Source organism: Nocardioides baekrokdamisoli (genome assembly GCF_003945325.1).
Taxonomy (GTDB): Bacteria; Actinomycetota; Actinomycetes; order Propionibacteriales; family Nocardioidaceae; genus Nocardioides; species Nocardioides baekrokdamisoli.
On sequence record NZ_AP019307.1, the window covers coordinates 2617926 to 2642997 of the forward strand.

Consider the following 25072-nt stretch of genomic DNA (forward strand, 5'->3'; position numbering starts at 1 on the left):
ACAGCGATGACCGAACTGACGACCTCTTCGATCGTCATTGCGGCCACCCCCGAACGGGTGCTGCACGCGATTGCGGACTTCGCGGCCTATCCTTCGTGGGCCAAGGGCGTGAAGAGCGCCGACGTGCTCAGCAGCGATGCGCAGGGCCGGCCGGCGCAGGTCCGCTTCGTCCTGGACGTCCCGCCGATCAGCGACACGTACACGCTCTCGTACGTCTGGGACGGCAACCGTTCGGTCACCTGGACGCTGGTGGAGAGTGTCCTGCTGCGCTCGCTCGACGGCACGTACGAACTCAAGGCTCTGGCCGACGGGACGACCGAGGTCTCCTACCGACTGCAGCTGGACCTGATGGTCCCCGTGATCGGCATGCTCAAGCGCAAGGGCGAGAAGGTCCTGATCGAGACGGCGCTGCGCGGGCTCAAGACGTACGTCGAGAAGAACTAGGTCCCTCATGCGGATCCTGCTCTTCACGGGCAAGGGTGGCGTCGGCAAGTCCACGACCGCTGCCGGCACTGCCGCACTCGCCGCTTCACGTGGCCTGCGGACTCTGGTCCTGTCCACCGACGCGGCGCACTCGCTTGCGGACGCGTACGGCATTTCCGGTACGTCGAACGGGAACTGTGCCGCCGAGCCGACGAAGATCGCCGACAACCTCTATCTCCAGCAGGTCGACGCCCAGTTGAGGTTCGAGCAGTCGTGGGCAGACATCCAGCGCTACCTGCTCTCGGTGCTCGACGTCGTGGGGGTCGATCCGGTCGCAGCGGAGGAACTCACCGTCATTCCTGGTGCCGAGGAGGTCTTCGCGCTGCTGGAGCTCCGTCATCAGGCCCGGTCGGGTGACTGGGACGTCGTGGTCCTCGACTGCGCCCCCACGGCAGAGACACTGCGTCTGCTCGCGCTGCCGGAAGCGCTGAGTTGGTACATGACCCGGTTCCTGCCCTTCCAGCGGAAGATGGTCAAGGCGCTCAGGCCTGTCCTGACCAAGGCGGCGGGCGGCGTACCCATGCCCGGCGACACCGTGTTCGATGCGGTCGAACGCCTGCACGCCGAGCTCGACGACGTACGCCAGCTGTTGTCGGGGCCGAACGCGTCGGTGCGCCTGGTGATGACGCCCGAGCGGATCGTGCTCGCTGAGGCGCGCCGTAGTTATACGACGCTGTCGTTGTACGGCTACCGGGTCGACGGCGTCGTGGCGAATCGTGTGTTCCCTGCCGACGGCGCGGATGACTGGCGTTCCGGGTGGGTGGCCGCTCAGGCCGACGTCCTGACCGAGACCGATGCGTCCTTCGCCGGACTCCAGGTCTGGCGTTCCCTGTATCGCACACGTGAACCGGTGGGCGTCGAGGCGCTGCGGGACTTCGCAGCAGAGGTGTACGGCGACGCGGACCCGCTCGCCTTGCCCGAGGGCGAAGGCCCGTTCACGCTCCAGCGCACCGAGACCGGAGCCATCGTGCATCTCGCCCTGCCGGGCGTGGACCGCGACCAGGTGCACCTCGCGCGCAACGGCGACGACCTCGTCGTCACGGTCGGGTCGTACCGTCGACTGATGACGCTCCCTGCCGGTCTGGCCCGCCTGAGAATCGCCGGAGCCAAGGTCGACGGGTCAGAATTGAGAGTGAGATTCGTCGAACGGGAGGAGGCCCCGGATGCAGCACCGCGCTGAGTCGGACGAGACCCCGATCGGATCCGCCGCCGACGAGGCGGCCAAGTTGCTCAACGCCCTCGGCGAGTGGGCCAAGGACCAGAGCACCGAGAGCGCGAATGCGTTCTCCGAGAGCGTGGCCGGTCTGGCCGGACGCGCCGCACACGCGGTCGCCGACCTGCCGAAGTTCATGGACCAGCACCTGGCCGCGGGGGCTCCCGAATGTGCCTACTGCCCGGTCTGTCGGACCGTCCATGTGGTCCGTGAGGCCTCGCCGGACGTACGCGTCCACCTGGCGTCCGCTGCGCTGTCGCTGATGCAGGCTGCGACCACGGTGCTCAACGCGATGGCGACACCCGTCCCGGGCGGGGCCCAGCAGGAGCCGACGGTGGAGAAGATCGACCTCGACGACGACTCCGAGTGGGACTAGGTCACGTGACCTTGACCTGCGGTGTCGACGTCGGCGGGACGAAGATCCTGGCTGCCGTGGTCGATGCCGGAGGCTGCATCGTCGAGGAGGTACGGATCGCCTCGCCAGCCGGCCACGTCGAGGCGATGATCGAGTCGATCGCCGGAGTCGTCGGTGACCTCGCCGGGCGACACCAGATCGACGCGGTCGGCATCGGTGCCGCGGGCTACATCGACAAGAGCCGGTCGAGAGTGTTGTTCGCCCCCAACATCGCCTGGCGCAATCTCGACCTCAAAGCCGAGATCGAAGCACGCATTGATCTGCCGGTGGTGGTGGAGAACGACGGCAACGCCGCCGCGTGGGGTGAGTTCCGGTTCGGCGCCGGCCGCGACGTCGAGGACATGGTGATGGTGACCGTCGGCACGGGTGTCGGCGGCGGGATCGTCATCAACGGTGAGTTGGTGCGGGGCGCGTACGGCGTCGCCGCAGAGATCGGACACCTCACGGTGGTCCCCGACGGCGACCTCTGCGGCTGCGGGAAGCGCGGCTGCCTTGAGGCGTACGCGTCCGGTACGGCGCTGGAGCGCAGGGTGCCGGGCATGAGCGGTCCCGAGATCACGGCCGCAGCACGGGCCGGCGACCAGCGCTGCATCGAGGCCATCGCCGGGATCGGTCGGTGGCTGGGCGGTGGGCTGGCGTCGCTGGCGGCCGTGCTGGATCCCGGCCGGATCGTCGTCGGTGGGGGAGTTGCCGAGGCCGGCGACCTCCTGCTCGATCCGGTCCGCGAGGCATTCCGTACGCACTTGACCGGGGTTGGCTATCGTCCTGAAGCGGAGATCGTCAGTGCGGCGCTCGGCAATCATGCAGGCGTCATCGGTGCGGCAGATGTGGCGAGGTCATGAGCAGGAATCACCCCCGCGAGCACGGCAGTGAACTCTTCATCGGTCTCGATGTGGGTGGAAGCAAGGTGCTCGCCGCCGAGATCGACGCCGACGGCCACCTCGTCACCACCGCGCTGCGGATCACGCCCGGGCGACGGGTCCCGGTGCCGCTGGTCGAGGACGCACTGACCGAGGCCGTTGACGAGGTGGCTGCCGGACGGCCGATCTCCGGGGTCGGTCTCGCAGCCGCCGGGTTCGTGGACGCGGCCGGCGAACGGGTCATGTTCGCCCCCCACCTGCCCTGGCGCTCGGACCCCACCCGGTCCCGGCTCGAGGCGCGCTGGGGCGTACCCGTGGCCATGGACAACGACGCCAACTGTGCTGCACGCGCCGAACTCGCCCTGGGGGCTGCGGCTGGAACGCAGTCGGCCCTGATGATCACGCTCGGCACCGGTATCGGCGGCGGTCTGATCGTCGACGGCAAACTGCGACGTGGTCGCAACGGCATGTCGGGCGAGTTCGGGCACATGCAGGTCGTCCCGGACGGGCACCCGTGCGAGTGCGGTCGGGCGGGGTGTTGGGAGCAGTACGCCTCCGGCAACGCGCTCGTGCGCTACGCGCGCAGCCGTCTCGACAGCCCTTCGTACACCCAGCAGACCTCGCTCGAGGAGGCCTGCGGAGGTCTGCCCGAGCAGCTCACCGGCCCGATGATCGCCGAAGCGGGTCGCGCCGGGGACCGGCTGGCCCAGCGTGCGTTCACCGTGGTGGGTGAGTGGTTGGGTGTCGGTATCGCCAACCTCGTCGCTGCGTTCGACCCGGAGGTCGTGGTCGTGGGTGGCGGCGTCTCCGCAGCCGGTGACCTGTTGCTGGATCCCGCTCGGGCCGCGCTGCGCGACTCGCTGGTGGCCGCGTCCGAACGCGAGATCCCCGATGTCGTGCCCGCGCGGTTCGGTCCTGAGGCGGGCGTGGTCGGTGCTGCCGCGATGATCCGGGACGCGGTCGCCGCCCGCGGGTAGAGCCCGGCTCGGTCAGAGACGGGCGCCGTCGTCCCAGGGATCGTCGGGGTTCGACCGCATGCCCGCGACCAGGGCACCGAATCCGCCGACGAACCCGGCGACCATGAGCAGGGACAGCCAGCCCGGTGGCGTCCAGTTGATGATCGTGGTCAACGTGTAGAGCACGATCGCGAGCGCCGGCATGCCCAGCACGCCGATCCAGGCCAGCGTCGTCGCTGGTGAGGTACGCGGCAGCGGCGGGGGAGCCGGAGGCTCGAAATGCCCCTCGTCCTCCCACGCAGGCGTCCACGACTGCGGGTCCGGCTCGACGACCGGTTCTTCCTGTTCCTCGAAATCCGGAAGTTCTGCCGGGCCGCCGTCGCCGAGGTCAGCGCGCTCGCCGAAGTTGTCGATGATGTCGCGCCACGCCTGCTCGTCGGGACGCGTCATGACGCCGGCGCCGCCGCGGTCACGCGTGCGAGGAAGTCGAGCGACAGCTTGATGATCGTCGGCAGGTCGTTGTCGAGGGTGGCCACGTGGTAGCTGTCCTCGAGGTACACCATGTCCAGGTCGGTCGAGGAGATGTTCCGGGCGATGACGACTTCGGACAGCCCGTCGACCACGTGGTCGATGCGCGAGCGGAAGTACAGCACCGGAGCGGAGACCTTGCCGAGGTTCGCGACGACCGAGCGCCAGCCGATCATCATCGAGTGTGCCGCCTTCAGGGGCGTACGCGTGTAGCCGTACTCATTGGTCCCCGGCTTCTTGATGTCGCTGGCGATGCCCGGGAAGGCCGGGACCAGGTGCTTCAGCACCGGGAGGAGCTTCACGTCGAGCCGCTTGGTCGCGACGGCGGGGTTGACCAGGATGACGCCGGTGATCTTGTCGGCGTGATCCTCGGCCAGGCGCAGGACCAGGGACCCGCCCATGGACAGGCCCGCGACGACCACGATGTCGTGGTCGAGGCAGAGCGAGTCGAAGACTCGGGACGCTTCGCCGTACCACTCGTCGTAGGTGCTCCGGTTGAGGTCCTGCCAGCGGGTGCCGTGACCGGGCAGTCGCGGCACGATGACGCCGTATCCCTCGTCGGCCAGTGCGCGGGCCCACGGCTTCATGGAGGCAGGCTGGCCGGTGAAACCATGGCTCAGCAGGACGCCGATCCGGCGCCCGCCGGTGAGCTCGGGCCGTGCCGGGATCGCCAACGGCTCGGCGTCCGGCAGCAGGTCGACTGAAGTTGCTGAACTGTTCGCGGCGGAGTCCATGGCTCCATTCTGCCCGGTCCCGCTAGGCTCGGCCGCGGCAGTTCATGAGGGAGGCTGGCAGTGGGTTACAAGTTCATCTGGTGGCTCTACAAATGGGTCCTGATCGGGCCTGCGATGCGAGTGGTCTTCCGGCCGACCGCCGTCGGTGTGGAGAACATCCCGGCCACGGGCCCCGTCATCCTGGCGAGCAACCACCTGTCCTGGACCGACTGGATCTTCACTCCGCTCCTCATTCCGCGGCGGATCACCTTCGTCGCCAAGGCCGAGTACTTCACCACGCCGGGCCTCAAGGGCGGCTTCCAGAAGTTCTTCTTCACCAGCGCAGGCCAGGTCCCGATCGCCCGTGGTGGTGCGTCGGCCGCGGAAGGCGCGTTGGAGGCATCCCGTGAGGTGCTCCGCAACGGCGGCGTCATGGGCATCTACCCCGAAGGCACCCGTTCGCACAACGGCAAGCTCTACCGCGGACGTACGGGCGTGGCCCGACTCGCGATCGAGATGGGCGTTCCGGTTGTCCCGGTCGGGCTCAAGGGCACGTACGAGATCGCGCCGAGCGGCAAGACCTTCGGCAGGATCGTCCGGCCGACCGTCACGTTCGGCAAGCCGCTCGACTTCTCCCGTTACGAGGGCATGGAGAACGACCGTTTCATCCTGCGCGCCGTGACCGACGAGATCATCTACGAGATCCTCAAGCTGACCGGCCAGGAGTACGTGGACCTCTATGCGACGGACGCGAAGAAGAGGGACAAGGAAGCCCGGAAAGCCTGACCGGGGTCGGTTCGTGAGTCCCGATCAGACGACCTGGGCGCGCCTACGTAGGGATGTGCCACGGATCGCCGCCGCTGCCGGCGTCGGGTATGCCGTCCTTGCGTCCGTGTACGCCGGATTCGGATGGGATGCGCACGCGTACTGGTCCGCGTGGCACGGGCCGATGTACTCGGCCGCTCCGGGGCAGCCCGGCGCCTTCCTCTACTCGCCGGTGTTCGCGGAGTTCCTGTGGCCGCTCGCACAACTCCCGTTCTGGTTGTTCAGTCTCGTCTTCTCGGTCGCATCGGCGGTCTCGATCTGGTGGCTGCTGAAACCCGTGCAGGGCGAGTTGCGTTGGCTCCTGCTGCTGGCAGCGGCGCCGGAGATCGCATCGGGGAACGTCTTCGCCGAGCTGGGGGTGGTGGCTGCTCTCGGTGTGCGCTTCCCGGCGCTGTGGGCGGTGGCAGCCCTCACCAAGCCGTCGGTGTGTCTGGGGCCCGTGTGGAGCGCGTTGCGCCGGGACTGGCGGCCAGTCGCGATCGCCGTCTGTGCGACGGCGCTCGTGGCCGGTGTTTCCTATCTCGCTGCCCCGGGACAGTGGCATGCGTGGCTCGGGTTCCTGCGACGCAACGGATCAGCTGCTTCCGGAGCCGTCGGATCGCCGCTCGTACCCGGAGTGCTTTTCAGGCTGCCGATCAGCCTTGCACTCCTGTGGTGGGGACGTCGGCGACCGGACGTGGTGCCGGTCGCGATGATGCTGGCGACCCCGGTGTTCGGGATCAGTGCGGCAGTGATGCTGTTCGCGATCCCTCGGTTGCGGCTTGTCGGATCGCGTACAGCGCCAGCGAGGTGATCGGGATCGCCTGCCACGGCACGTCGAGCCAGCCGAGGGCCGCGTGCCCGTTCGCGATCGCGTGACGCAGTGGCACCGTCCACAACAACAGATACGTGACTGCGAGGGTTGCGCGCACCCGCGGTGACGGGTTCTCGCGCACCAGCCAGACCACCGCGGGGAAGACCACCACGAGGTCGTACACCAGCAGGTGTGGTGAGGCCACCGCCGTCCCCGACAGTGCGATCGCCCAGGCGCCTCGGAGGGTGGTGGCGCGGCTGGCGCCCCAGACCGCAATGACGGCGCAGACCACGGCTACGACGTCGGCCGTGATCGAGCCGCCGGCCGGCAGCAGCCCTTGGACCAGGGCTGGCAGGCTCGACATCTTCCACGCCTGGGCGTGCGTGACCAGCGTGTCGTACGCGGGGGAGGTGAGAGTGTCGATCCACGTCCTCAGGCCGCTCGGGCCGACCAGTGCCAGGCTCACTGCACCGCACAGGAAGCTCGTGAGAACGAAGCCGCCGAGGGCGCGCCATTCCCGGCGTACGAGCAGCACCACGGGCGCGAGGATGATGAGTTGTGGCTTGATCATGGCCAGCCCGAGGAGGGCGCCGCCGAGGAACGGTCGGCGCCGATCGAGGGCGGTCATGCCGCCCAACCAGCACAGCAGGATCAGCGAGCTGTCCTGGCCGCCGCCGAGCAGTTCGAAGATCGGCTCGGTCGAGGCGAGGGCGATCAGGAGCGGCAGTCTGGGCACCTGCGGCGCCCACGCTCGCATGAGCCGCCAGGAGATGGCGAGACATCCCAGTGAGATCGCAAGCCAGATCGCGGCGGCGAGCCGGTACGGCAGCAATCCGAGGGGTACGAAGAGGGCGGCCTCGACAGGAGCCGACACGAACCAGGCGAGCGGATCGCCGGCGCGCCGGTGCTCGATCGCAGCCTGGACGGTCGGGTCGTACAGGTGCGCGGTGTCGTGGATCAGCAGTTTCGCGCCGGTCCAATGGGCCAGGAAGTCCGGCGCCAGTCCGCCGGGCAGCGCGGTCGGCGACACCAGCCCGACGATCGTCGTGAAGCCGAGCAGGATGACGCTGCCGGCGAGGAACGCCGCCGGATACAGCCGAAGTCGATGCGGAGTCAGGAATCGCGTGGTCGCGAACGAAAATCGATCCAGGGGCGAACTCACGCCCACGCCTTGGACCTCTCAACGGCCTTCTTCCACTGCGCGTACGCGACGTCATCCGCGCCAGCCGGGGTGAAACTGCGGTCCAGGGACCAGGTCTGCCGGATCTCGTCGAATGAGTTCCACACCCCGGTGCCGAGGCCGGCCAGGAAGGCCGCGCCCAGTCCGGTCGTCTCCACGAATCGTGGGCGCGACACCGTCACGCCCGCCTGGTCGGCCTGCAACTGACACAGGAAGTCGTTCGCCGCCGCGCCGCCGTCGACCTTGAGCGCCGTGAGCGCCGGCATGGTCTCGAGCACGTCCCGCACCTCGTACGCGATCGCCTCGAGCGTGGCGCGGACGATGTGTGCTCGCGTCGTCCCGCGGGTCAGGCCGATGATCAATCCACGAGCATCCGGATCCCAGTGCGGTGCGCCGAGCCCGGTGAGCGCCGGTACGAAGACGACTCCATCGGTCGAGGTGACCGTCGCAGCCACAGCAGCCGTCTCGGCGGCCGAACCGACGATCTGGAGCCCGTCGCGCAGCCACTGCACGGCAGCGCCGGTCACGAAGATCGCGCCCTCCTGGGCGTACGTGTGGGCTCCGTCGGGGGAGCGCCAGGCGACCGTCGTCAGCAGGCCTGCGTCGGAGCGGATGGCCTGCGATCCGGTGTTGGTCAGGATGAAGGAGCCGGTGCCGTACGTGCACTTGACCTCACCGGCTTCGAAGCAGGTCTGTCCGAAGAGCGCCGCCTGCTGGTCTCCTGCCATGCCGGCGATCGGGAGCGACAGGTCGAGGAACGACCGTGGGTCGGTGACCAGGTGGGTCGTGCCCCAGTTCGCGACCACATCCGGAAGGGCGTCGGCCGGGACTCCGAACAAGTCGCACAGTTCGGGTGACCAGGCACCCGTGTGCAGATCGAAGAGCAGAGTTCGGGAGGCATTCGAGGCGTCGGTGACGTGCCAGGTCCCCCGGGTCATCCGGGCGATCAGGTAGGAGTCGACCGTGCCGACCGCGTATCGGCCGGACTCGACCAGCGCCCAGGTGTGCGGTTCGTTTTCGCGCAGCCAGGCGAGCTTCGTGGCCGAGAAGTACGGGTCCAACCGCAGGCCGGTGATCTCGGAGACGCGGGCCTCGTGCGCCTTGTTCTCCGCGCAGTACGCGGCCGTGCGCCGGTCCTGCCAGACGATCGCGCGGCGAGGGCTGCCGAGGGTCTCGCGGTCCCAGAGCACGATCGTCTCGCGTTGGTTCGTGATGCCGATGCCGGCGAGGCTGCTGCGGTCGATCCCCTTGAGTGCGGCGCGACACGCCTCGAGGGTCGCCTGCCAGATCTCCTCCGGCACGTGCTCGACCCACCCGGGCTGGGGGAAGTGCTGGGGGAACTCCTGGTAGCCGCGGGCAATGATCTGGCCGTCGTCGGACACGACGAGGGCGGTGACGCCGGTGGTGCCGGCGTCGATCGAGAGGACGGTGCTCCGTGCTGAGCTGGTCGAAGTGCTCACCTCGCAGACGTTAGTGGTTCGGGCAGTCGTGTCCACGGCAGAAACTCGGAGGCTCAGGGCGTACGTCCTCAAATATCATGACTGGGTGAGCGACTTGTCTGACACGACGCTGTCTTCCCTGCCGACCTTGGCCGAGTTGCACGCGATGGGTGCTGCCCAGCAGCCCACCTACCCGGATCCCGCAGTGCTCGCCAGTGCCGTCGACACGCTGCGCTCCCGACCGCCGCTCGTCTTCGCCGGCGAGTGTGACGACCTCAAGACCAAGCTCGCCGCCGTCGCGCGCGGTGAGGCTTTCCTTCTCCAGGGCGGGGACTGCGCCGAGACTCTCGCTGAGGTGAGCGCGGACAACGTACGCGCCAAGCTCCGCGTCCTGCTGCAGATGTCGGTCGTGCTGACGTACGCGGCGAGCGTGCCTGTGGTGAAGCTCGGTCGTCTGGCCGGTCAGTTCGCCAAGCCCCGCTCGAGCGACTTCGAGACCCGTGAGGGCGTGACGCTTCCGGCGTACCGCGGTGATGCCGTCAACGGCTACGACTTCACCGAAGCCTCGCGGATCCCCGACCCGCAACGCCTCGTTGACGTCTACAACGCCTCGGCCGCGACGCTCAACCTCGTACGCGCCTTCACCACCGGTGGCTACGCCGACCTGCGCCAGGTGCACAGTTGGAACACCGACTTCGTGAAGGGTGCCCCGCTCGGAGCCCGGTACGAGGCGTTGGCCGGCGAGATCGATCGCGCCATGACGTTCATGCATGCCATCGGCGTGGACTCCGACGAGCTCCGCCGCGTCGACTTCCACTCCTCGCACGAGGCTCTGGTCCTCGAGTACGAGCACGCGTTGACCCGTGTCGACAGCCGCACCAACGACCTCTACGACGTGTCGGGTCACTTCCTCTGGATCGGGGAGCGTACCCGTCAGTTGGATGGCGCCCATGTCGACCTCCTCAGCCGGATCAAGAACCCGATCGGCGTGAAGCTCGGCCCGTCCACCACGCCGGATGACGCCCTCGCGCTCGCAGCCAAGCTCAACCCGACCAACGAGCCGGGGCGCCTCACCTTCATCACCCGCTTCGGCGCAGGCAAGATCCGCGAAGGCCTGCCGGCGCTGGTCGACAAGGTCACCGCCGAGGGTGTCTCGGTCGCCTGGGTCTGCGACCCGATGCACGGCAACGGCTTCACCGCGCCGTCGGGCTACAAGACCCGCAACTTCGACGACGTCCTCGACGAGGTCCAGGGCTTCTTCGACGTCCACCGCTCGCTCGGCACCTGGCCCGGCGGTCTGCACATCGAACTCACCGGCGACAACGTCACCGAGTGCCTCGGTGGCGGCGAGGAACTGTCCGACGCCGACCTCGCCACGCGGTACGAGTCCCTGTGTGACCCGCGCCTGAACCGGGTGCAGTCGCTCGAGATGGCCTTCCTCGTGGCCGACATGCTGCGCCACTCCTGACACGCTTGGTCCGAGGTGCTGGGATGGAGCCATGACCACCCCGCGCATCACTCTCAACGACGGCCACACCATTCCCCAGTTGGGCTTCGGCGTGTGGCAGGTCCCTCCGCCCGAGGCCGAGCGGGTCGTCGCCGAAGCGTTGCAGGTCGGCTACCGGCACATCGACACAGCGCAGATGTACCAGAACGAGTCGGGAGTCGGCCGCGCTGTCGCCGCCTCCGGCCTGCCCCGTGCCGACGTCTTCATCACCACCAAGGTCAACAACAACGCCCACCGGCCGACTGACGCCGCAGCCTCGATCCAGCGCTCACTCGAGGAGTTGGCAACCGACTACATCGACCTGCTGCTGATCCACTGGCCGCTGCCGACTCAGTACGACGGCGACTTCGTCAGCACCTGGGAGGCGCTGGTCGCAGCTCGCGACGCCGGCCAGGCCCGGTCGATCGGTGTGTCCAACTTCCAGCCAGCCCATCTCGAGGCGCTGCACCGGACCGGCGTCACACCGGCGGTCAACCAGATCGAGGTGCACCCGCGCTTCTCCAACAACGGCCCCCGTGCCGCCAACGCCGCCCAGGGCACCGTCACCGAGGTCTGGTCACCGCTGGGACAAGGATCCGTCCTCACCGATCCGGTCATCACCGCCATCGCCGAGCGCCTCGGCCGTACCTCCGCCCAGGTGATCATCCGCTGGCACCTCCAGCGTGGAGACGTCGTCTTCCCGAAGACCGTCACGCGGTCACGGATGGTCGAGAACGCCGACGTCCTCGACTTCCAGCTGACCCCCGAGGACCTGCAGGCGATCGACGGGATGAACAAGGGCGAGGAAGGTCGGATCGGACCTAACCCCGATCAGTTCGACTGGATCCCCTGATCGCCCTGATCGCCCTCTGACGGCGCGTTCGCTGCGTCTCACCTCGGTCGGCGGCCGCCAAAAGGCCGCCTTCCCTCGGGTTCCTTGCGACCGCGCTCGTCAGAGAACGATCAGCCCCTTGGCGACATCGTCGTGCGCCAGGTCCAGTGCTGGATCTGGTCCCCGTCCTGCAGGGACGACCGGGTGGCCGTGTCGGTGAAGCCGGTCGTGGCGAGCAGCCGTTGCGCACGAGCGTTGTCCGCGCGGACCCACGTACTCAGCCGTGACCATTCCAGAGCCTGCGCGTGCCGGACCAGAGCCGCCCCGACGCCGGAGCCCCAGACCGCTGGATCGACGAAGACCATCGCCAGATGCCCCGCATCCGGGTCCGGTACGCCCTCCTCGAGGTAGGTCTCGGCCAGCAGCATCCCGGCCGGACGGTGACCGTAGTGAGCCAACAGCAGTACCTCGGCGTGATCGAGTTTGGTGCGTACGCGCTGCGACCGGAGGTCACCTGCGGGCCGTGGCCGGGTCCGATTGGCACGACGCCACGCAGCCATCGCCAACTCGCGCTGATCCGCAGTCGTCACGAGGTCGACCGCGATCCGGGGCACGCGGACAGCCTAGGCTCCGCGGCACCTCGACTGGATCCGGTCCGAGCGAGTCGCGGACCGGGTAGCCTGCGGCGGAGGCGTATGACCCGCGCCACAGGGCGTCGTCGGGAGGCATTCAATGAACAGGCGTACGAGCGCGGCCATCGCAGGCTCACTGCTGGCTGTCGGCGCACTCATCGGCGGTGGAGCGTACGCGGCCACGACCCCGCCTCCGGGTCTGCCGTGGACGGACGTGCTGCGGAATCTCGCGCAGTACGGAGCCAGTCAGTTGGCGGCCGAGACGCCGCCGGTGTACGTGCCGAGCCCGACCCTGCATCCCGTCCCGACTGCTCGATGCGACACCTCGTCCCGGCCGCTCCGTGAGGCCATGCAAGGTCGTGTCAGCGCGGCTGACATCGCCTCGACGGGAGGCAAGGTCGGGTGGACGTGCAATGTCACCCAGGTCTCGCACGTCGCCACCCCGGGCGGCTTCCGCACCTGGCGCTACACCGACCACTCCGGACACACGTGTGCGTTCTACGACACCTCGTTGGTGGCCCCGCTGACGATCTTCTCCCCGCTCGCGGGGCCGTCCCTGGGCACTGCTGTCGTCGACATCACGAACCCGGCCAGGCCTGTCCAGACCGCCATGCTCACCTCGTTGGCGATGCTGTCGCCGCACGAGTCGCTCAACCTGAACACGCCGCGCGGCCTGCTCGCAGCAGAAGTCGGCAACGCGGCGACGTTGCCCGGCACGATGGACGTCTATACCGTCGCGGCCGACTGCAGGCATCCGAAGATGTTGTCCGAGGTCCCGATCGCGATGGGCCACGAGAGCGGCTTCAGCCCGGACGGTCGGACGTTCTGGGTGGGCTCTGCGACCGCCTACATCTATGCGTACGACCTCACCAATCCGGCTCACCCCTCGTTGCTCTGGACCGGTGCGTACTACTCGCACGGTCTGAGCTTCGCCCCTGACGGCAAGACGATGTATCAGACCGATCCGGTCAACGGGAACCTCGCCATCCTCGACGTCAGCCAGATCCAGAACCGGGTCGCGCACCCGGTCGTCAAGGAACTCAAGCGGATCACCTGGCCGACAGTCTCGATCCCGCAGAACAGCCAGTACTTCACCAACAACGGACATCGTTATCTGCTGGAGTTCGACGAGTTCGCGTTCCGGATCAACCCTCCGACTGCAGCGGAGACCCCCGGTGCGGCCCGGATCCTCAACATCGACCACCCGGGTGCCCCGCGGATCGTCTCCGACCTGCGCCTGCAGGTGCAGATGCCGGCGAACCACAAGATCGCCAACGCGGACCCGTACCCGCTGGCCAGCGTGTCGGTGGTCGGATACGGAGCGCACTACTGCTCGGTCCCGACGACGAACAACCCGCAACTCGCGGCCTGCTCCGACCTCAACTCGGGGCTGCGCATCTTCAACATCAGCAACCCGGCAGCACCGTACGAGGTGGCGTACTTCATCAACCCGCCGCGGGCGGCCAACATCCTCCCGTCGTTGCAGGGAGTCGTTGCCTTCTCGATGCCGGCCTGGGACGTCGTACGGCACCAGGTCATCTACACCGACGCCGTCGGCGGCATGTACGTGCTCCAGCTGCACTCGAACGTGTGGAAGTGAGGTTCCGAGCACGCGGGGCACTCGTCGCGCTGCTCGGCTTGGCTGCGCTCTGCGCGTGCGGGTCGCCACAGCACAGCGCGATCGCCCCGCCCAGTGCCGTCGACATCGGCTTCGCCCAGGACATGAGCACTCATCACGACCAGGCGTTGCTGATGAGCCAGTTGGCACTCAAGGACGGGACGTCGGCGGTCAAGGACATCGCTGCGGCGATCCTGTCGGGCCAGGCCCAGGAGATCGGCGCGCTGCGAGGCTGGCTGCAGGTGTGGGGCCAGCCGCCGGCGAATCCCATCCCGATGGGCTGGATGACGATGTCGCCGTCGGCGAAGCCTTCGGCCTCGATGTCGCCGATGTCAGGCATGTCGGACATGCCGGGGATGTCCGCCCCGAACGCCACTGCGACCCCAGGGTCGATGGACTACGCACCCATGCCGGGGATGGCGACGCCCGCTCAGATGATCCGGCTCACCAATGCTCGTGGCAAGGCGTTCGACGTCCTGTTCGCCCAGTTGATGACCCGTCACCACCTCGGCGGCATCGCCATGGACAGGGCGGCGATCGCGCAGGGGGCGTCACCGCTCGTGGCTCAGTTGGCCGGCCAGGAGATCACCGAGCAGTTCCAGGACATCGCCTACCTGACGGCTGTCCTCAGGTCGTACGGCGTGAAGGTCAACTGAGCCTCACTAGGTGATGAAGATCGTCACCGTGCTGCCGTACGGCGCCATCGCCCCGCCGCCGGGGGTCTGCGAGACGACGTAACCGAGGCCGAAATACACGCTGTTGTGCTGAACGCTCACCTTGAATCCGGCGGCCTTCAGGGCCTGGGTGGCAGCGTCGACACCCTCTGGCGTCGAGCTCACATCCGGTACCTGCACCAGGTGCGGGCCCTTCGACACCGTGAACGAGACCGTGTCGCCGTGATGAACGATGGTCCCGGGCGCTGGGAACTGCGAGATGATCACGCCCGCCGGGATGGTGTCGTCGTACTGCTGCTGGGATCCGTCGACCGTGAGCTTCAGCTTGGTCAGACCGGACTGGACGTCGGCGAAGGTGTGCTTGACGTAGTTGCCCAGGGTGATCGGCTGCTGGCCCTTGCTCACCTGCAGGTTGATGACGGACCCCGCGTACGCGTCCCGGCCGGGGCCCGGAGTCGTCCCGATGACGGAACCGACAGGGATCGTGTCGGACCAGTCCTGCGTCAAGGTGCCGATCTTGAAATGCAGCCCCTGGAGGGTGGCCTGCGCCGCCGCCTGACGTTGTCCCACGACATTGGGGACCGGGTGGTGCTCGCGGCCCAGGCTCGGGAAGACGGTGATCGTGGCACCGGGCAGGACTCGCGAGCCGTCGCCGGGATCAGTGCCGGCAACTTCGCCGGCGCCGTCAGTGGAGGACCACCGCGGGGTGCCTTCGACCGTCTTGAAACCTGCGCTCTGGAGTTGCTGCTCGGCCACGGCCAGCGGCTTGCCCTCGACATTGGGCACGTGCGTGTAGCGGCCGAGGAGGTACCACCAGCCGACTCCGATGGCGATCCCGATCAGGAGCAGCAGCGCGAGGATCAACGCGAAGAGCCCCCGGCGCTTCTTCCGGCGGTCGGCCGCCTTCGCCTCGCGGATCGAGCGTTGCTGCGTACGCTCCACCGCCGCGCCTCCGTCGTCGCGTCCGGACAGCACCGCGGTCGGCTCCGGGAGCCTCGAGCCGAGGTTGAGGGCTGCCGTCAGTTCAGGATCGTCGGAGATGCCGTCGGCCAGAGTGCGCGCGACCTTGTGCAGGTTCCGCAGGAAGTCACCCGCATCGGTGAACCGCTCGTCCGGGTTGCGCGCCGTGGCGCGCGCGACGAGGGCGTCGACGTACGGCGGAATCCCGCGGACCGCGGCCGACGGCGCCGGGATGTCCTCGTGGACGTGCTTGTACGCGACCTGGATCGGGGTCTCGCCCTGGTGCGGCTTCGTGCCGGTGAGCAATTCGTAGAGAAGGACACCGGCGGCGTACACGTCCACGCGGGCGTCGGCATTGCCGCGCTCGACGAGCTCGGGAGCCAGATAGGAGACGGTGCCGATGATGGTGCCGGTCGAGGTGTGCTGCGTCTCGGCGGTGACGGCGCGGGCGAGACCGAAGTCGGCGACCTTGATCCGACCCGGCGTGCCGGGGGACGCGGGGGAGATGAGGACGTTCTCGGGCTTGACGTCACGATGGACGATGCCGGCGCGGTGCGCGGCGGCCAGCGCCGCAAGGACCGGTTCCAGGTACGCGAGTGCCTTGGCCGGGGGCATCGGTGCGCCGACGAGATCGCGCAGCGTCTTGCCGCGTACGAGCTCCATTGCGAGGAACAGGGTGCCGTCGTCCTCGCCCTGGTCGAAGACCGCGACGACATTGGGGTGGTCGAGTTGTGCCGCAGAGCGGGCCTCGCGCACGAAGCGGGCCGAGAAGGTCTCGTCGTCACCGAGCCCGGAGTGCATCACCTTGAGGGCGACGGTGCGCAGGAGGCGGTTGTCGTGAGCCAGGTACACGGTGGCCATGCCGCCGCGGGCGATCTTCTCCTGGATGACGTAACGACCGTCGAGCGTACGTCCGATCAGGGCGTCGGTCGCCGACGGTGCAGTGGCAGCCCGAGCGCGCTTGCCGCCTCGACCGTCTGCAGACACGACCATCCTCCTGACCGGTCGGGGGAAGGCAACCGGAGAGGCCATCGTACGAACTCGGGCTGAAATTCCGAGGTTTCGACACCCGTAGGCGAGACTGACCCCGTGGCTCTCGCTGATGAAAACCTCGCTGAACTTGTGACGGAGTGGCTCGACTGGGCCCAGACCGGCAAGGCGCTCGGCGTGAGTGTCGGCAAGATCAAGACGATGATCCGGGACCACGAACTCGCCGCTGCGGTGCCGGTCGCCGGCACCGGGCAGAAGATCCCCGCCCTGTTCATCCAGGACGGGCTGGTCGTGAAGGGCCTACCGGGCCTGTTCACCTCGCTGCACGATGGTGGCTACTCCGACCGCGAGATCATCGCGTGGCTGTACATCGATGCCGACCTTCCGGGCCGCCCGATCGACGCCCTGCGTGAGAACCGTGGGTCGGAAGTGAAGCGTCGCGCCCAAGCGATGCATTTCTGATTTCTCGCGTGGCGGAGCGTCCGCGGCGTTGCTGCTCGGCTCGCTGGCCCTGGTGGCCAGCTCTGCTCCCGCGCCTTGCGGCCGCACGCGCTACGCAAGAAATCGGTCCGTCGGGGGCGGCACCAAAAATGAGACTGATCTGCTTCTGTCCCGGCCGGTTCGTAGTGTGACTCCTGTGACTGGCCTTCCCGAGTTGCTCCGCAGTGGGCGCCGCAGTTTCTCGTTCGAGTTCTTCCCGCCGAAGGATGCCGACGGCGAGGCGAAGTTGTGGGAGGCAATCGAGGCCCTCGAGCCCTACCAGCCGACTTTCGTCTCGGTGACGTACGGTGCCGGCGGCTCGACCCGGGACACCACTGTCCGCATCACCGAGCGCATCGCCCGTGAGACGTCGCTGACCCCGGTCGCCCACTTCACCCTGGTGGGCCACACGGTCGAGGAGATCGATCGTGTCCTGGACGCGTACTCGGCCGCAGGCGTGGAGAACGTGATGGTGCTCCGTGGTGACCCGAGCGAGGGTCCCCGCGCCGAGTGGACCCCGACCAAGGGCGGCCTGACGTACGCCGCCGACCTTGTCGAGCGGATCGACGGCCGTGGAGGTTTCGGGATCGGTGTGGCCGCGTTCCCGGAGGGCCACCCCTCGGCCGAGTCGCTCGACGTCGACGCCGACGTACTCGTCGCCAAGGCCAAGGCGGGTGCGGGCTTCGCGATCACCCAGATGTTCTTCCGTGCCTCTGACTACTTCGACCTCGTGGAGCGTGTACGCGCCCGCGGCGCCGACATTCCGATCGTGCCGGGCATCATGCCGATCCTGAACCTGGCGGCGATCCGCCGTCAGGGCGAGCTGATCGGTACCTCGGTGCCCGACGAGATCGTGGATCGCATCAGCGCCCACGGTGACGACGCGGCCGCGATCCGGGCCGAGGGCATCGCCATCGCCGCGGAGTTGTGCGAGGAACTGCTCGCCGGCGGCGCGCCGGGCCTGCACTTCTACACGCTCAACCGCTCGACCGCCACGCTCGAGATCTTCGAGAAGCTGCAGATCACCGCGTCCTGATCGCCTCGTGCGCACCAGCGGGGCCTTGAACCCCCGCTCATGCGCACGAGCCGCTCAGGCCGGGCCGATCACCTGCGCCACCAGCGCGGCGGACAGCCCTACGAAGGGCAGTCCGGCACCCGGGGTGGCATGAGCGCCGGCGGCGTACAGGTTCTTGAACGGCGTGGTCGGCCCCGGTCGGTCGAAGACCGTACGCGGACCTGCCCATGAGATGCCGAGCGGCGAGCCGTTCCACATCTCGACGGTCTGCGGGGGAGTGCGGTCGTACTGCCGCACGATCCGGCCACGAAGATCGATCCGGTGCCGCCGCAGGGCTGTGACCAGGTCCTCACCGATCGCCGCGTGGGCGATCGCGGTCAGGTGCGTACCGGTGTGGCGCAGCGTGATCATGGCGCCGCCGTGGAGCACGACTTCCGGTGGCAGGTCGAGCGGTGCGTCCAGTTCGATCCAGGTGATCGCCGGCGGGATCGCCGGAAGCGTCTGCGTCGTCAACCGTTCGAGGGCAGGGAATCGCCGAGGGTCGGTCGCCACCACGACGGCGTCGGCGTCGGCCTCGCCACCGTCGAGCGCCACTGCCACGGCTGCGTTGTCGCGTACGACGACGTCTTGGACCGGCGTACCCAGATGAACTGCGACGTTGCGGGTCTGCATCCGGTCCGCCAGGGACGCGGCGAGCGCCTCGGGCCCGCCGACGACGTCCCACATTCCGAACCGCTGTTCGAGATAGACCTCGAGTCCGGTCCATGCGGGTGTGTACCGCGGGTTCTGTCCGGTCGCCGCAGCGCCGTACTCGGCGATGATCCGCAGGCGATGGTCCTTGAAGGTTCGCTTAGCGCGCTTGGCCAGGGTCTCGCGCGACGTCAGCAGTCTCCGCAGCCGCTTGTCCGGGTGAGCCCGGTCCCAAGGAACTTCCGCGTACGTGGTCCGCAGCACCTCCCAGGTCTCGCTGAACGACTCGACGTAGTCGACCCACTCCTGACCGAGTTCCTCGAGCTGGGCCCCGCGCGAGCCGCCGTGGACGTTGAGGGTGGTGCGGTCCTCGAAACGGTGCTCGCGGATCAACTCGCGGTGTTCGAGGTCGAGTTCGCGGTCCAGGGTCCGGCCTGACTTGCGGAACAGGTCCTTGATGACGGCTGGGAGCAGTACGCCGCTGACCGGGGACGGCCACGGACCGTCCTCGCTGAGGATCGGACGCAGGGCGCCGCCCAGAGCCGGGCCGGCCTCGTACAGGGCGACCTCGTGGCCCAGTTTGGCCAGACGCGCGGCACTGGCCAGTCCGCCATAGCCCCCACCGATCACTGCAACCCGCATGCCCCGGACCCTAGAGGCTCGGAGTCTCTTTCGCTCGGTTGTGAGGAGTTCGCGGCTATGTTTGTCGCGTGTCCGCAGCTGCCAGTTCAGTTCCGTCCTCGGGGACGCGCCCGAGTGCTCATCGGAATGCGGTGCGTACCGCCGCTGTGTGGTCGGCGCTCGAGCCGCTGCTGAGCCGGGACAAGTTGACGGTCGTCGACCTGGGCGGCGGGACCGGCGGCTTCGCGGTGCCCGTGGCCGAGCTCGGCCACGACGTCACCGTGATCGACCCCAGCCCGGACGCGCTCGCCGCCCTCGGCAGGCGCGCCGCCGAACTCGGCGTCGACGTCACCGCGATCCAGGGTGACGTGTCGACGTTGGCGCAGATGGATGCCGGCAGCGCCGACCTCGTCCTGTGTCACGGTGTCCTCGAGGTCGTCCCTAACGTCGCGATCGCCCTGGTCGGGATTCGGGGGGTGTTGAAGCCCGGCGGCAGCGTGAGTCTGTTGGTGGGTCAGCGGAGCTCAGCGGTGCTGAGCCGAGCCATGGCCGGCCACTTCAGTGAGGCCCGGGACCTGCTCGAGCACTCGACCATGGGGCGGCTCGGCCGCCGCTTCACCGACGGCGAGGTCGCCACCGCGCTCGCTGCTGCGGGCTTCCAGGTCACCGACACCCATGGCGTACGCATCTTCGCGGATCTGGTCCCGGGCAGTCTGCTCGACAGCGAGCCCGGAGCGGCCGAGTCGCTGGTGGAACTCGAACTCGCGACCGCTGGGCTGGCTGAATTCCGCAGCTTCGCCAGTCAGCTCCACTACATCGCCCGGCTGCCTGAGGATCCGGCGTCCGGAGGACGGCGGTAGTCCTTTGGATTCCCTACCGAAGTCGTGGGGACACACTTAGACTGAAGTGGTCTTGGGAGGACGCTGTGCCGCTTTCGAATGAGGAACTCCGCCAGTTGGAGTTGATGGAGCGTGCCCTCACCGAGGACGACCCGATCTTCGCCGCCGCGCTGGGCGGCACCCGCGAGCGTCGTCGATATGAGCGTGACGCCATCCTCGGTGTCGTCGCTTTCGTGCTCGGCCTGGTGGCCATGGTGGCGGCTTCCACCCTTCAACTCACCGTGCTCGGCGTACTCGGCTTCGTCCTGATGGTGTTCTCCGGCAGCGCCGTCGCCTCGGCCCTCCGAGTGAGGTCGCTCCTCCGCTAGCCCCGCCACGCACCCGTGCCCCTGGTCCCTTCGGATCGGGGGCTTTTTCGTACCCGAAGGCGGACCAATGTTTCGGGTGGGGCGCGACGCGCCGACTGAGTCGTCCCGTCGGCAACATCGGTCCGTCTGAGAGCACCCCCAGCCCCTGGTCCATCCGGATCGGGGGCTTTGTCGCGCTCAGCGGAGCGGGGGAGGGCGTACGTGGGGCAGCGGGGAGGAAACGGGGATGTAAGTGGTTGACGGTGGATGAAAGTGGCGTAAGGTGGGGCACAGTGGAGGACCGGGGAAGAAATGGGGAGGGACCGTGGAGAACCACACGCTCGCTCCGGCGCTCTTCCTCGGTACGTACACCCCTCGTCTGGATGAGAAGGGGCGGCTGTTCCTTCCGGCGAAGTTTCGGGATCGATTGGCAACTGGGGTGGTGGTCACGCGTGGGCAGGAGAAGTGCCTCGTGGTCTGGCCCCAGGACGTCTTCGCCGCAGAGGCGGCGCGCGTGATGTCGACGCCGATGGGCCTGCGTGGATCCCGTGACATCTCCCGCACGTTCTTCTCCGGAGCCGAGCCCGGCACGCCGGACAAGCAGGGCCGCATCGTCGTACCGCCGCTTCTGCGGGCGTACGCGGGGCTGACCAAGGACGTGGCAGTGATCGGCGTCGGGGACCGGGTGGAGATCTGGGACCAGGCCAAGTGGCTGGAGTACGACGCCGAGGCCGCCGAGAAGTACGCAGAACTGGACGACGCCGGCGTCTGAACAGGCACGCCGGCCGAGGCCACACAACTCAACAACGATCCGTCGAACCAGGTCTCAGTCCCGCTCGGAGCGGTGGCTGGGACACCTTCCCCGGTTCCAGGCAGCGGCGCACACTGACACACCTTCCCCGGTGTCAGTTGACGCAGCGGGCCCGAGACCTGGCTCTACGGATCACCTCCCCACATGAGCACGACGAACACCGAAGGGTCGAAGGACGAGATGGTCCGCCAGCAGCACGCACCGGTCATGATCGACCGCGTCATCGCGTTGCTGGCTCCCGCGTTGGAGCGCGACGGCGCCGTCCTCCTCGACTGCACCACGGGCCATGGTGGCCACACCGAAGCCGTCCTCACTCGGCTTCCGCTGGCACGGGTCATCGGGATCGACCGAGACACCATGGCGCTCGAGATGGCGGGCGAGCGGCTCAAGCCGTTCGGGGATCGCTGGGTCGGCGTGCACGCGGTCTATGACGAAATCGCCGACGTCGTACGCGACCAGGGGCTCAGGACCGTGGACGGAGTCCTCTTCGACCTCGGTGTCTCGAGCATGCAGCTCGACATGCGCGAGCGGGGCTTTGCGTACGCCGAGGACGCACCGCTGGACATGCGGATGGACCAGACGACCGGGTTGACGGCGGCTGATGTGCTCAATACCTATGATGCGCGCGACCTGACCCGGATCCTGCGGGAGTACGGCGAGGAGAAGTTCGCGAGCAAGATCGCCCGCGCGGTGGTACGCCGCCGCGACAGCGCGCCGTTCGACACCTCTGCGGCACTGGTCGAACTGTTGTACGCCGAGATCCCCGCGCCGGCGCGGCGGACCGGCGGACATCCGGCGAAGCGTACGTTCCAGGCCCTCCGGATGGAGGTCAACGACGAGCTCGGTGCGCTGCGTCGTGCCTTGCCTGCCTCGATCGCGGCCATCAACGTCGGCGGCCGGGTGGTCGTCGAGTCCTACCACTCGCTCGAGGACCGGATGGTGAAGCAGGTCTTCGCCAAGGCCACCGCCCTCGACGTTCCCCACGACCTGCCCTTCATCCCTGCCGACGCGGCGCCGGATCTGCGCCTCGTCACCCGCGGAGCCGAACAGGCCACCGACGCCGAAATCACCGAGAACCCGCGCGCAGCAAGTGTCCGCCTGCGCGCCGTCGAGCGCATCGCCCGCACCCGAGGAGCCGCAGCATGAGCAACGCCGCCTACACACTGCGCACCGTCCGGACCGTCAGGGGAGACCTCCAGGCTCTCCGACGACGGGCGAATCTGCGCGTCGTACGTCCGGGTGCTCGGCGTGCGGGGACGGTGCCGTTCCTGATGACGATCGGCGTCATGCTGCTCGGCGGGCTCGTCGGGCTGTTGATGTTCAACACCTCGATGCAGAACGTCGCGTTCCAGCAGAACGCACTCCAGGCCGAGGCCACGAACCTCGCCGCCCAGCAGCAGTCGCTGGACATGCAACTGGCCGGCCTCAACAACCCGCAGCACATCGCGAGCAGCGCCCGCGGGTTGGGGATGGTGATCCCGCAGACGGTCGCGTTCCTCCGGATCCCCACCGGCCAGGTGTTGGGGACACCGTCCCCGGCCAACGGCACCGCCACCCCGAATCTGTGGGCGCCGAACCCGATGCCGTACTACCCGCCGCCGGCCTCGACCGTGGTGAAGCCCAAGGTCTCCACGGCGCCGAAGACGGCGGTCAGGACGCCCGCCAGGACCGGCACGACGACCTCCACGAAGAAGCCCGCGACGCATCGCTGATCAGCCGCGCGTCGCTTCCCTGACACGCCTTCCGGAACGGGTTAACTGGCCTCATGCCCACGCTGACGCCCCCGCGGCCTGCCGCGCGTCGCGGCGGATCCTCGGACCCTGAGCGGACCGGGAGCCGGCTCGGGGTCGGATTCATGATCATTGCGTTCGTGGCGTCGCTGTTCGCTGCCCGACTGATCCAGCTGCAGGTCTTCGACCCGCACGGCTATTCCGCGGCTGCCGCCGCCGAGAACCGGGTGACGCTTGATGTGCCGGCTCATCGAGGCGCCATCGTCGACCGCACCGGACAGCCGCTCGCGCAGTCGGTCCAGGGTCTGATGGTGCTCGCGGACCCCTCGGTCACGGGATTCCATGACGCCACCACGCCGGACGGCACTCCGAAGCTGGCGACGCTGCTGGCGAACCGATTGGGTATCTCCTACATCGACACGCTCAAGCGGCTCCGGCTCACGAACAGCCGTTTCGCCTACATCGCCCGTCAGGTGCCCGCGACGATGGCGATCGCGGCCGTCGCGGCCGCCGACGCGGTGTGCAAGGTCAAGGGTTGTTCCGGCCTGTGGACCGCGACCGATCCGGTGCGGGAGTACCCGGCCAAGGATGTGGCGGCCAATCTGATCGGCTTCCTCGGCACTCCGACCGACGCAGGCAGGGACACCCCGCTCGCTGGCCTCGAACTCTCCTTCAACAACTATCTCGCCGGCAAGGACGGCTCGCAGACCTTCGAGGTCGCGCGTCCGGGCTCGACCACCCAGTTGCCGCTGGGGTCGGCCAGCACCGTTCCTGCGGTCGACGGACACGACCTGAAGCTGACGATCGACTCGCAACTGCAGTGGTACGTCCAGCGCGTCCTCGGAGATGCCGTACGCCAGGCCGGTGGTGACTCGGGCTACGCAGTCGTGCTGGACTCGCGCACGGGTGAAGTCCTGTCGCTCGCGGACTACCCGACCTTCGACGCGTCGAACCCGTCGGGCTCGCCGGTCTCGGCTCGCGGAGCCGCCTCGCTCACCCAGATGTACGAACCCGGCTCGGTCGAGAAGACGCTGACGTTGTCGAGCCTGATCGACCTCGGTCAGCGCAACCTGGTCAAGAAGGTCAATGCCGGTACCAAACTGACCGTGCCGCCGCTGTATCACTCGCCGACCGATCCGAGCCATCCGATCAAGGACTGGTTCGGCCACCCGTCGATGCAGTGGACGCTGGCCGGCGTCATCGCCCAGTCCTCCAACATCGGCACGGTCATCGCGTCGCAACTGTTCCAGCCGGGCCAGTTGTACTCCTACCTGAAGGCTTTCGGCCTCGGTTCGCCCACCAACCTCGGCGTGCCCGGTGAGACTGCCGGTCTGCTGGCGCCGGTCGACACCTGGACCCGCGACCTGGAGAACCGCATCGACTTCGGTCAGTCGGTCTCGGTCAACGCCGTGCAGATGGCAGCCGCGGTCAACACCATCGCGAGGGGCGGGTCGTACATCTCGCCGAGCCTGATCAAGGGCTCCGCGACCGACAATCTCGGCGTCCAGCACGGCACCGCCGACGCCGTCACCCGTCAGGTGCTCGGCGCGTACGCGGCCGCGCAGATGCGCAGCATGATGGAGCAGGTCGTCATCCCCGGGAAGGGTGTCGCACCCGGAGCACAGGTGCCGAGTTACGTCGTCGCCGGCAAGACCGGTACGGCGCAGCGCGTCGTCAACGGTCGGTACGACGGGTCGTTCACCGTGTCCTTCGCGGGCTTCGCCCCTGCCGACAAACCGCGGTTCACCGTGTACGTCGTCGTCCAGAACCCGCGTAACAACGGTGGTGGTGGCTCCATCGGTGGCCCGGCGTTCGAGAAGATCATGCAGTGGCTGCTGGCGCGGTACGGCGTGCCGCCGACCGGCGCCCAGCCTGCCCAGATCCCGACGACGTGGTGACATCAACATCCCCGACCCGGCCACAGAATCCACCGCGTACGCGA

General features: G+C 68.2%; 26 protein-coding genes. 19 read left to right on the forward strand and 7 right to left on the reverse strand.

Translation table 11 applies throughout. The annotated features are described in order from the left end of the window. Nucleotides 1-6: 6 nt before the first annotated feature. From KCTC_RS12805 to KCTC_RS12825, 5 genes are read left to right on the forward strand one after another with little or no spacing between them, the layout of a single operon-like run. The gene (locus KCTC_RS12805; RefSeq protein WP_125569619.1) at nucleotides 7-444 is read left to right on the forward strand and encodes an SRPBCC family protein; all 438 of its coding nucleotides are present in this window, start codon (nucleotides 7-9) and stop codon (nucleotides 442-444) included. 7 nt (nucleotides 445-451) lie between these two features. Next, nucleotides 452-1663, forward strand: a complete 1212-nt coding sequence (locus KCTC_RS12810) for an ArsA family ATPase (RefSeq protein WP_125569620.1) — start codon at nucleotides 452-454, stop codon at nucleotides 1661-1663. Beyond that, on the forward strand, nucleotides 1647-2072 hold the full coding sequence (locus KCTC_RS12815) for a hypothetical protein (protein ID WP_125569621.1): 426 nt from the start codon (nucleotides 1647-1649) through the stop codon (nucleotides 2070-2072). The genes KCTC_RS12810 and KCTC_RS12815 overlap by 17 nt, the downstream gene beginning before the upstream one ends. 5 nt (nucleotides 2073-2077) lie before the next feature. After that, nucleotides 2078-2953, forward strand: coding sequence for an ROK family protein (locus KCTC_RS12820; protein WP_125569622.1), 876 nt, complete (start codon nucleotides 2078-2080; stop codon nucleotides 2951-2953). Beyond that, entirely contained in the window at nucleotides 2950-3948 is a 999-nt protein-coding gene (locus KCTC_RS12825) for an ROK family protein (protein ID WP_125569623.1), read from the forward strand. The genes KCTC_RS12820 and KCTC_RS12825 overlap by 4 nt, the downstream gene beginning before the upstream one ends. A 12-nt stretch (nucleotides 3949-3960) precedes the next feature. On the opposite strand, the gene KCTC_RS12830 is transcribed toward KCTC_RS12825, so the two are convergent. Beyond that, nucleotides 3961-4377, reverse strand: coding sequence for a hypothetical protein (locus KCTC_RS12830; protein WP_125569624.1), 417 nt, complete (start codon nucleotides 4375-4377; stop codon nucleotides 3961-3963). Then, nucleotides 4374-5189, reverse strand: a complete 816-nt coding sequence (locus KCTC_RS12835) for an alpha/beta hydrolase (RefSeq protein ID WP_125569625.1) — start codon at nucleotides 5187-5189, stop codon at nucleotides 4374-4376. Before KCTC_RS12835 ends, KCTC_RS12830 begins: the two co-directional genes overlap by 4 nt. A 60-nt stretch (nucleotides 5190-5249) precedes the next feature. Between KCTC_RS12835 and KCTC_RS12840 the strand changes: the two genes are divergently transcribed. Together KCTC_RS12840 and KCTC_RS12845 are read left to right on the forward strand one after the other, a co-directional pair. After that, nucleotides 5250-5954: a lysophospholipid acyltransferase family protein gene (locus KCTC_RS12840; RefSeq protein ID WP_231998735.1), complete on the forward strand. Its 705-nt coding sequence runs from the start codon at nucleotides 5250-5252 to the stop codon at nucleotides 5952-5954. Between the two features lie 13 nt (nucleotides 5955-5967). Continuing rightward, nucleotides 5968-6786 carry a glycosyltransferase 87 family protein gene (locus KCTC_RS12845; RefSeq protein WP_164512592.1) on the forward strand — a complete coding sequence of 273 codons (819 nt, stop codon included), beginning with the start codon at nucleotides 5968-5970 and terminating at the stop codon, nucleotides 6784-6786. Here the strand turns inward: KCTC_RS12845 and KCTC_RS12850 are convergent. Both KCTC_RS12850 and KCTC_RS12855 read right to left on the reverse strand, forming a co-directional pair. After that, complete coding sequence (locus KCTC_RS12850) at nucleotides 6713-7948, reverse strand: glycosyltransferase family 87 protein (protein ID WP_164512593.1); 1236 nt, start codon at nucleotides 7946-7948, stop codon at nucleotides 6713-6715. The genes KCTC_RS12845 and KCTC_RS12850 overlap by 74 nt on opposite strands. Continuing rightward, the gene (locus tag KCTC_RS12855; protein WP_125569628.1) at nucleotides 7945-9426 is read right to left on the reverse strand and encodes an FGGY family carbohydrate kinase; all 1482 of its coding nucleotides are present in this window, start codon (nucleotides 9424-9426) and stop codon (nucleotides 7945-7947) included. Before KCTC_RS12855 ends, KCTC_RS12850 begins: the two co-directional genes overlap by 4 nt. Nucleotides 9427-9571: 145 nt before the next feature. Here KCTC_RS12855 and KCTC_RS12860 point away from each other — a divergent pair, with 145 nt between their 5' ends. Together KCTC_RS12860 and KCTC_RS12865 are read left to right on the forward strand one after the other, a co-directional pair. Further along, complete coding sequence (locus KCTC_RS12860; RefSeq protein WP_125570178.1) at nucleotides 9572-10873, forward strand: class II 3-deoxy-7-phosphoheptulonate synthase; 1302 nt, start codon at nucleotides 9572-9574, stop codon at nucleotides 10871-10873. Between the two features lie 31 nt (nucleotides 10874-10904). After that, on the forward strand, nucleotides 10905-11744 hold the full coding sequence (locus tag KCTC_RS12865) for an aldo/keto reductase (RefSeq protein WP_125569629.1): 840 nt from the start codon (nucleotides 10905-10907) through the stop codon (nucleotides 11742-11744). 110 nt (nucleotides 11745-11854) lie between these two features. On the opposite strand, the gene KCTC_RS12870 is transcribed toward KCTC_RS12865, so the two are convergent. After that, nucleotides 11855-12337, reverse strand: coding sequence for a GNAT family N-acetyltransferase (locus KCTC_RS12870; protein WP_125569630.1), 483 nt, complete (start codon nucleotides 12335-12337; stop codon nucleotides 11855-11857). 118 nt (nucleotides 12338-12455) lie between these two features. Here KCTC_RS12870 and KCTC_RS12875 point away from each other — a divergent pair, with 118 nt between their 5' ends. Next, nucleotides 12456-13955, forward strand: coding sequence for an LVIVD repeat-containing protein (locus KCTC_RS12875; RefSeq protein ID WP_125569631.1), 1500 nt, complete (start codon nucleotides 12456-12458; stop codon nucleotides 13953-13955). After that, entirely contained in the window at nucleotides 13952-14629 is a 678-nt protein-coding gene (locus tag KCTC_RS12880) for a DUF305 domain-containing protein (protein ID WP_125569632.1), read from the forward strand. The genes KCTC_RS12875 and KCTC_RS12880 overlap by 4 nt, the downstream gene beginning before the upstream one ends. Nucleotides 14630-14635: 6 nt before the next feature. Here KCTC_RS12880 and pknB read toward each other — a convergent pair whose 3' ends face one another. Beyond that, entirely contained in the window at nucleotides 14636-16594 is a 1959-nt protein-coding gene (gene pknB, locus KCTC_RS12885; RefSeq protein WP_231998736.1) for a Stk1 family PASTA domain-containing Ser/Thr kinase, read from the reverse strand. A gap of 102 nt (nucleotides 16595-16696) precedes the next feature. Between pknB and KCTC_RS12890 the strand changes: the two genes are divergently transcribed. Continuing rightward, a complete protein-coding gene (locus KCTC_RS12890) occupies nucleotides 16697-17059 on the forward strand; it encodes an Rv2175c family DNA-binding protein (RefSeq protein ID WP_174233050.1) in 363 nt (120 codons plus the stop codon). Nucleotides 17060-17234: 175 nt separating this feature from the next. Next, nucleotides 17235-18113: a methylenetetrahydrofolate reductase [NAD(P)H] gene (metF, locus tag KCTC_RS12895; protein ID WP_231998737.1), complete on the forward strand. Its 879-nt coding sequence runs from the start codon at nucleotides 17235-17237 to the stop codon at nucleotides 18111-18113. A gap of 54 nt (nucleotides 18114-18167) precedes the next feature. Here metF and KCTC_RS12900 read toward each other — a convergent pair whose 3' ends face one another. Continuing rightward, nucleotides 18168-19424, reverse strand: a complete 1257-nt coding sequence (locus KCTC_RS12900) for a phytoene desaturase family protein (protein WP_125569634.1) — start codon at nucleotides 19422-19424, stop codon at nucleotides 18168-18170. Nucleotides 19425-19492: 68 nt separating this feature from the next. Here KCTC_RS12900 and KCTC_RS12905 point away from each other — a divergent pair, with 68 nt between their 5' ends. From KCTC_RS12905 to KCTC_RS12930, 6 genes are all read left to right on the forward strand, one after another. Beyond that, nucleotides 19493-20263 carry a class I SAM-dependent methyltransferase gene (locus tag KCTC_RS12905; protein ID WP_197715198.1) on the forward strand — a complete coding sequence of 257 codons (771 nt, stop codon included), beginning with the start codon at nucleotides 19493-19495 and terminating at the stop codon, nucleotides 20261-20263. 65 nt (nucleotides 20264-20328) lie between these two features. Next, nucleotides 20329-20610: a DUF3040 domain-containing protein gene (locus tag KCTC_RS12910; RefSeq protein WP_125569635.1), complete on the forward strand. Its 282-nt coding sequence runs from the start codon at nucleotides 20329-20331 to the stop codon at nucleotides 20608-20610. 304 nt (nucleotides 20611-20914) lie between these two features. Continuing rightward, nucleotides 20915-21361 (forward strand): division/cell wall cluster transcriptional repressor MraZ, encoded by a 447-nt coding sequence (gene mraZ / locus KCTC_RS12915; RefSeq protein WP_125569636.1) that lies wholly within the window; start codon nucleotides 20915-20917, stop codon nucleotides 21359-21361. Between the two features lie 183 nt (nucleotides 21362-21544). After that, on the forward strand, nucleotides 21545-22546 hold the full coding sequence (rsmH, locus tag KCTC_RS12920) for a 16S rRNA (cytosine(1402)-N(4))-methyltransferase RsmH (RefSeq protein ID WP_125569637.1): 1002 nt from the start codon (nucleotides 21545-21547) through the stop codon (nucleotides 22544-22546). Beyond that, on the forward strand, nucleotides 22543-23112 hold the full coding sequence (locus tag KCTC_RS12925) for a hypothetical protein (RefSeq protein ID WP_125569638.1): 570 nt from the start codon (nucleotides 22543-22545) through the stop codon (nucleotides 23110-23112). Before rsmH ends, KCTC_RS12925 begins: the two co-directional genes overlap by 4 nt. 53 nt (nucleotides 23113-23165) lie before the next feature. Further along, nucleotides 23166-25028, forward strand: a complete 1863-nt coding sequence (locus tag KCTC_RS12930; protein WP_125569639.1) for a peptidoglycan D,D-transpeptidase FtsI family protein — start codon at nucleotides 23166-23168, stop codon at nucleotides 25026-25028. The last annotated feature ends 44 nt before the right edge of the window (nucleotides 25029-25072 follow it).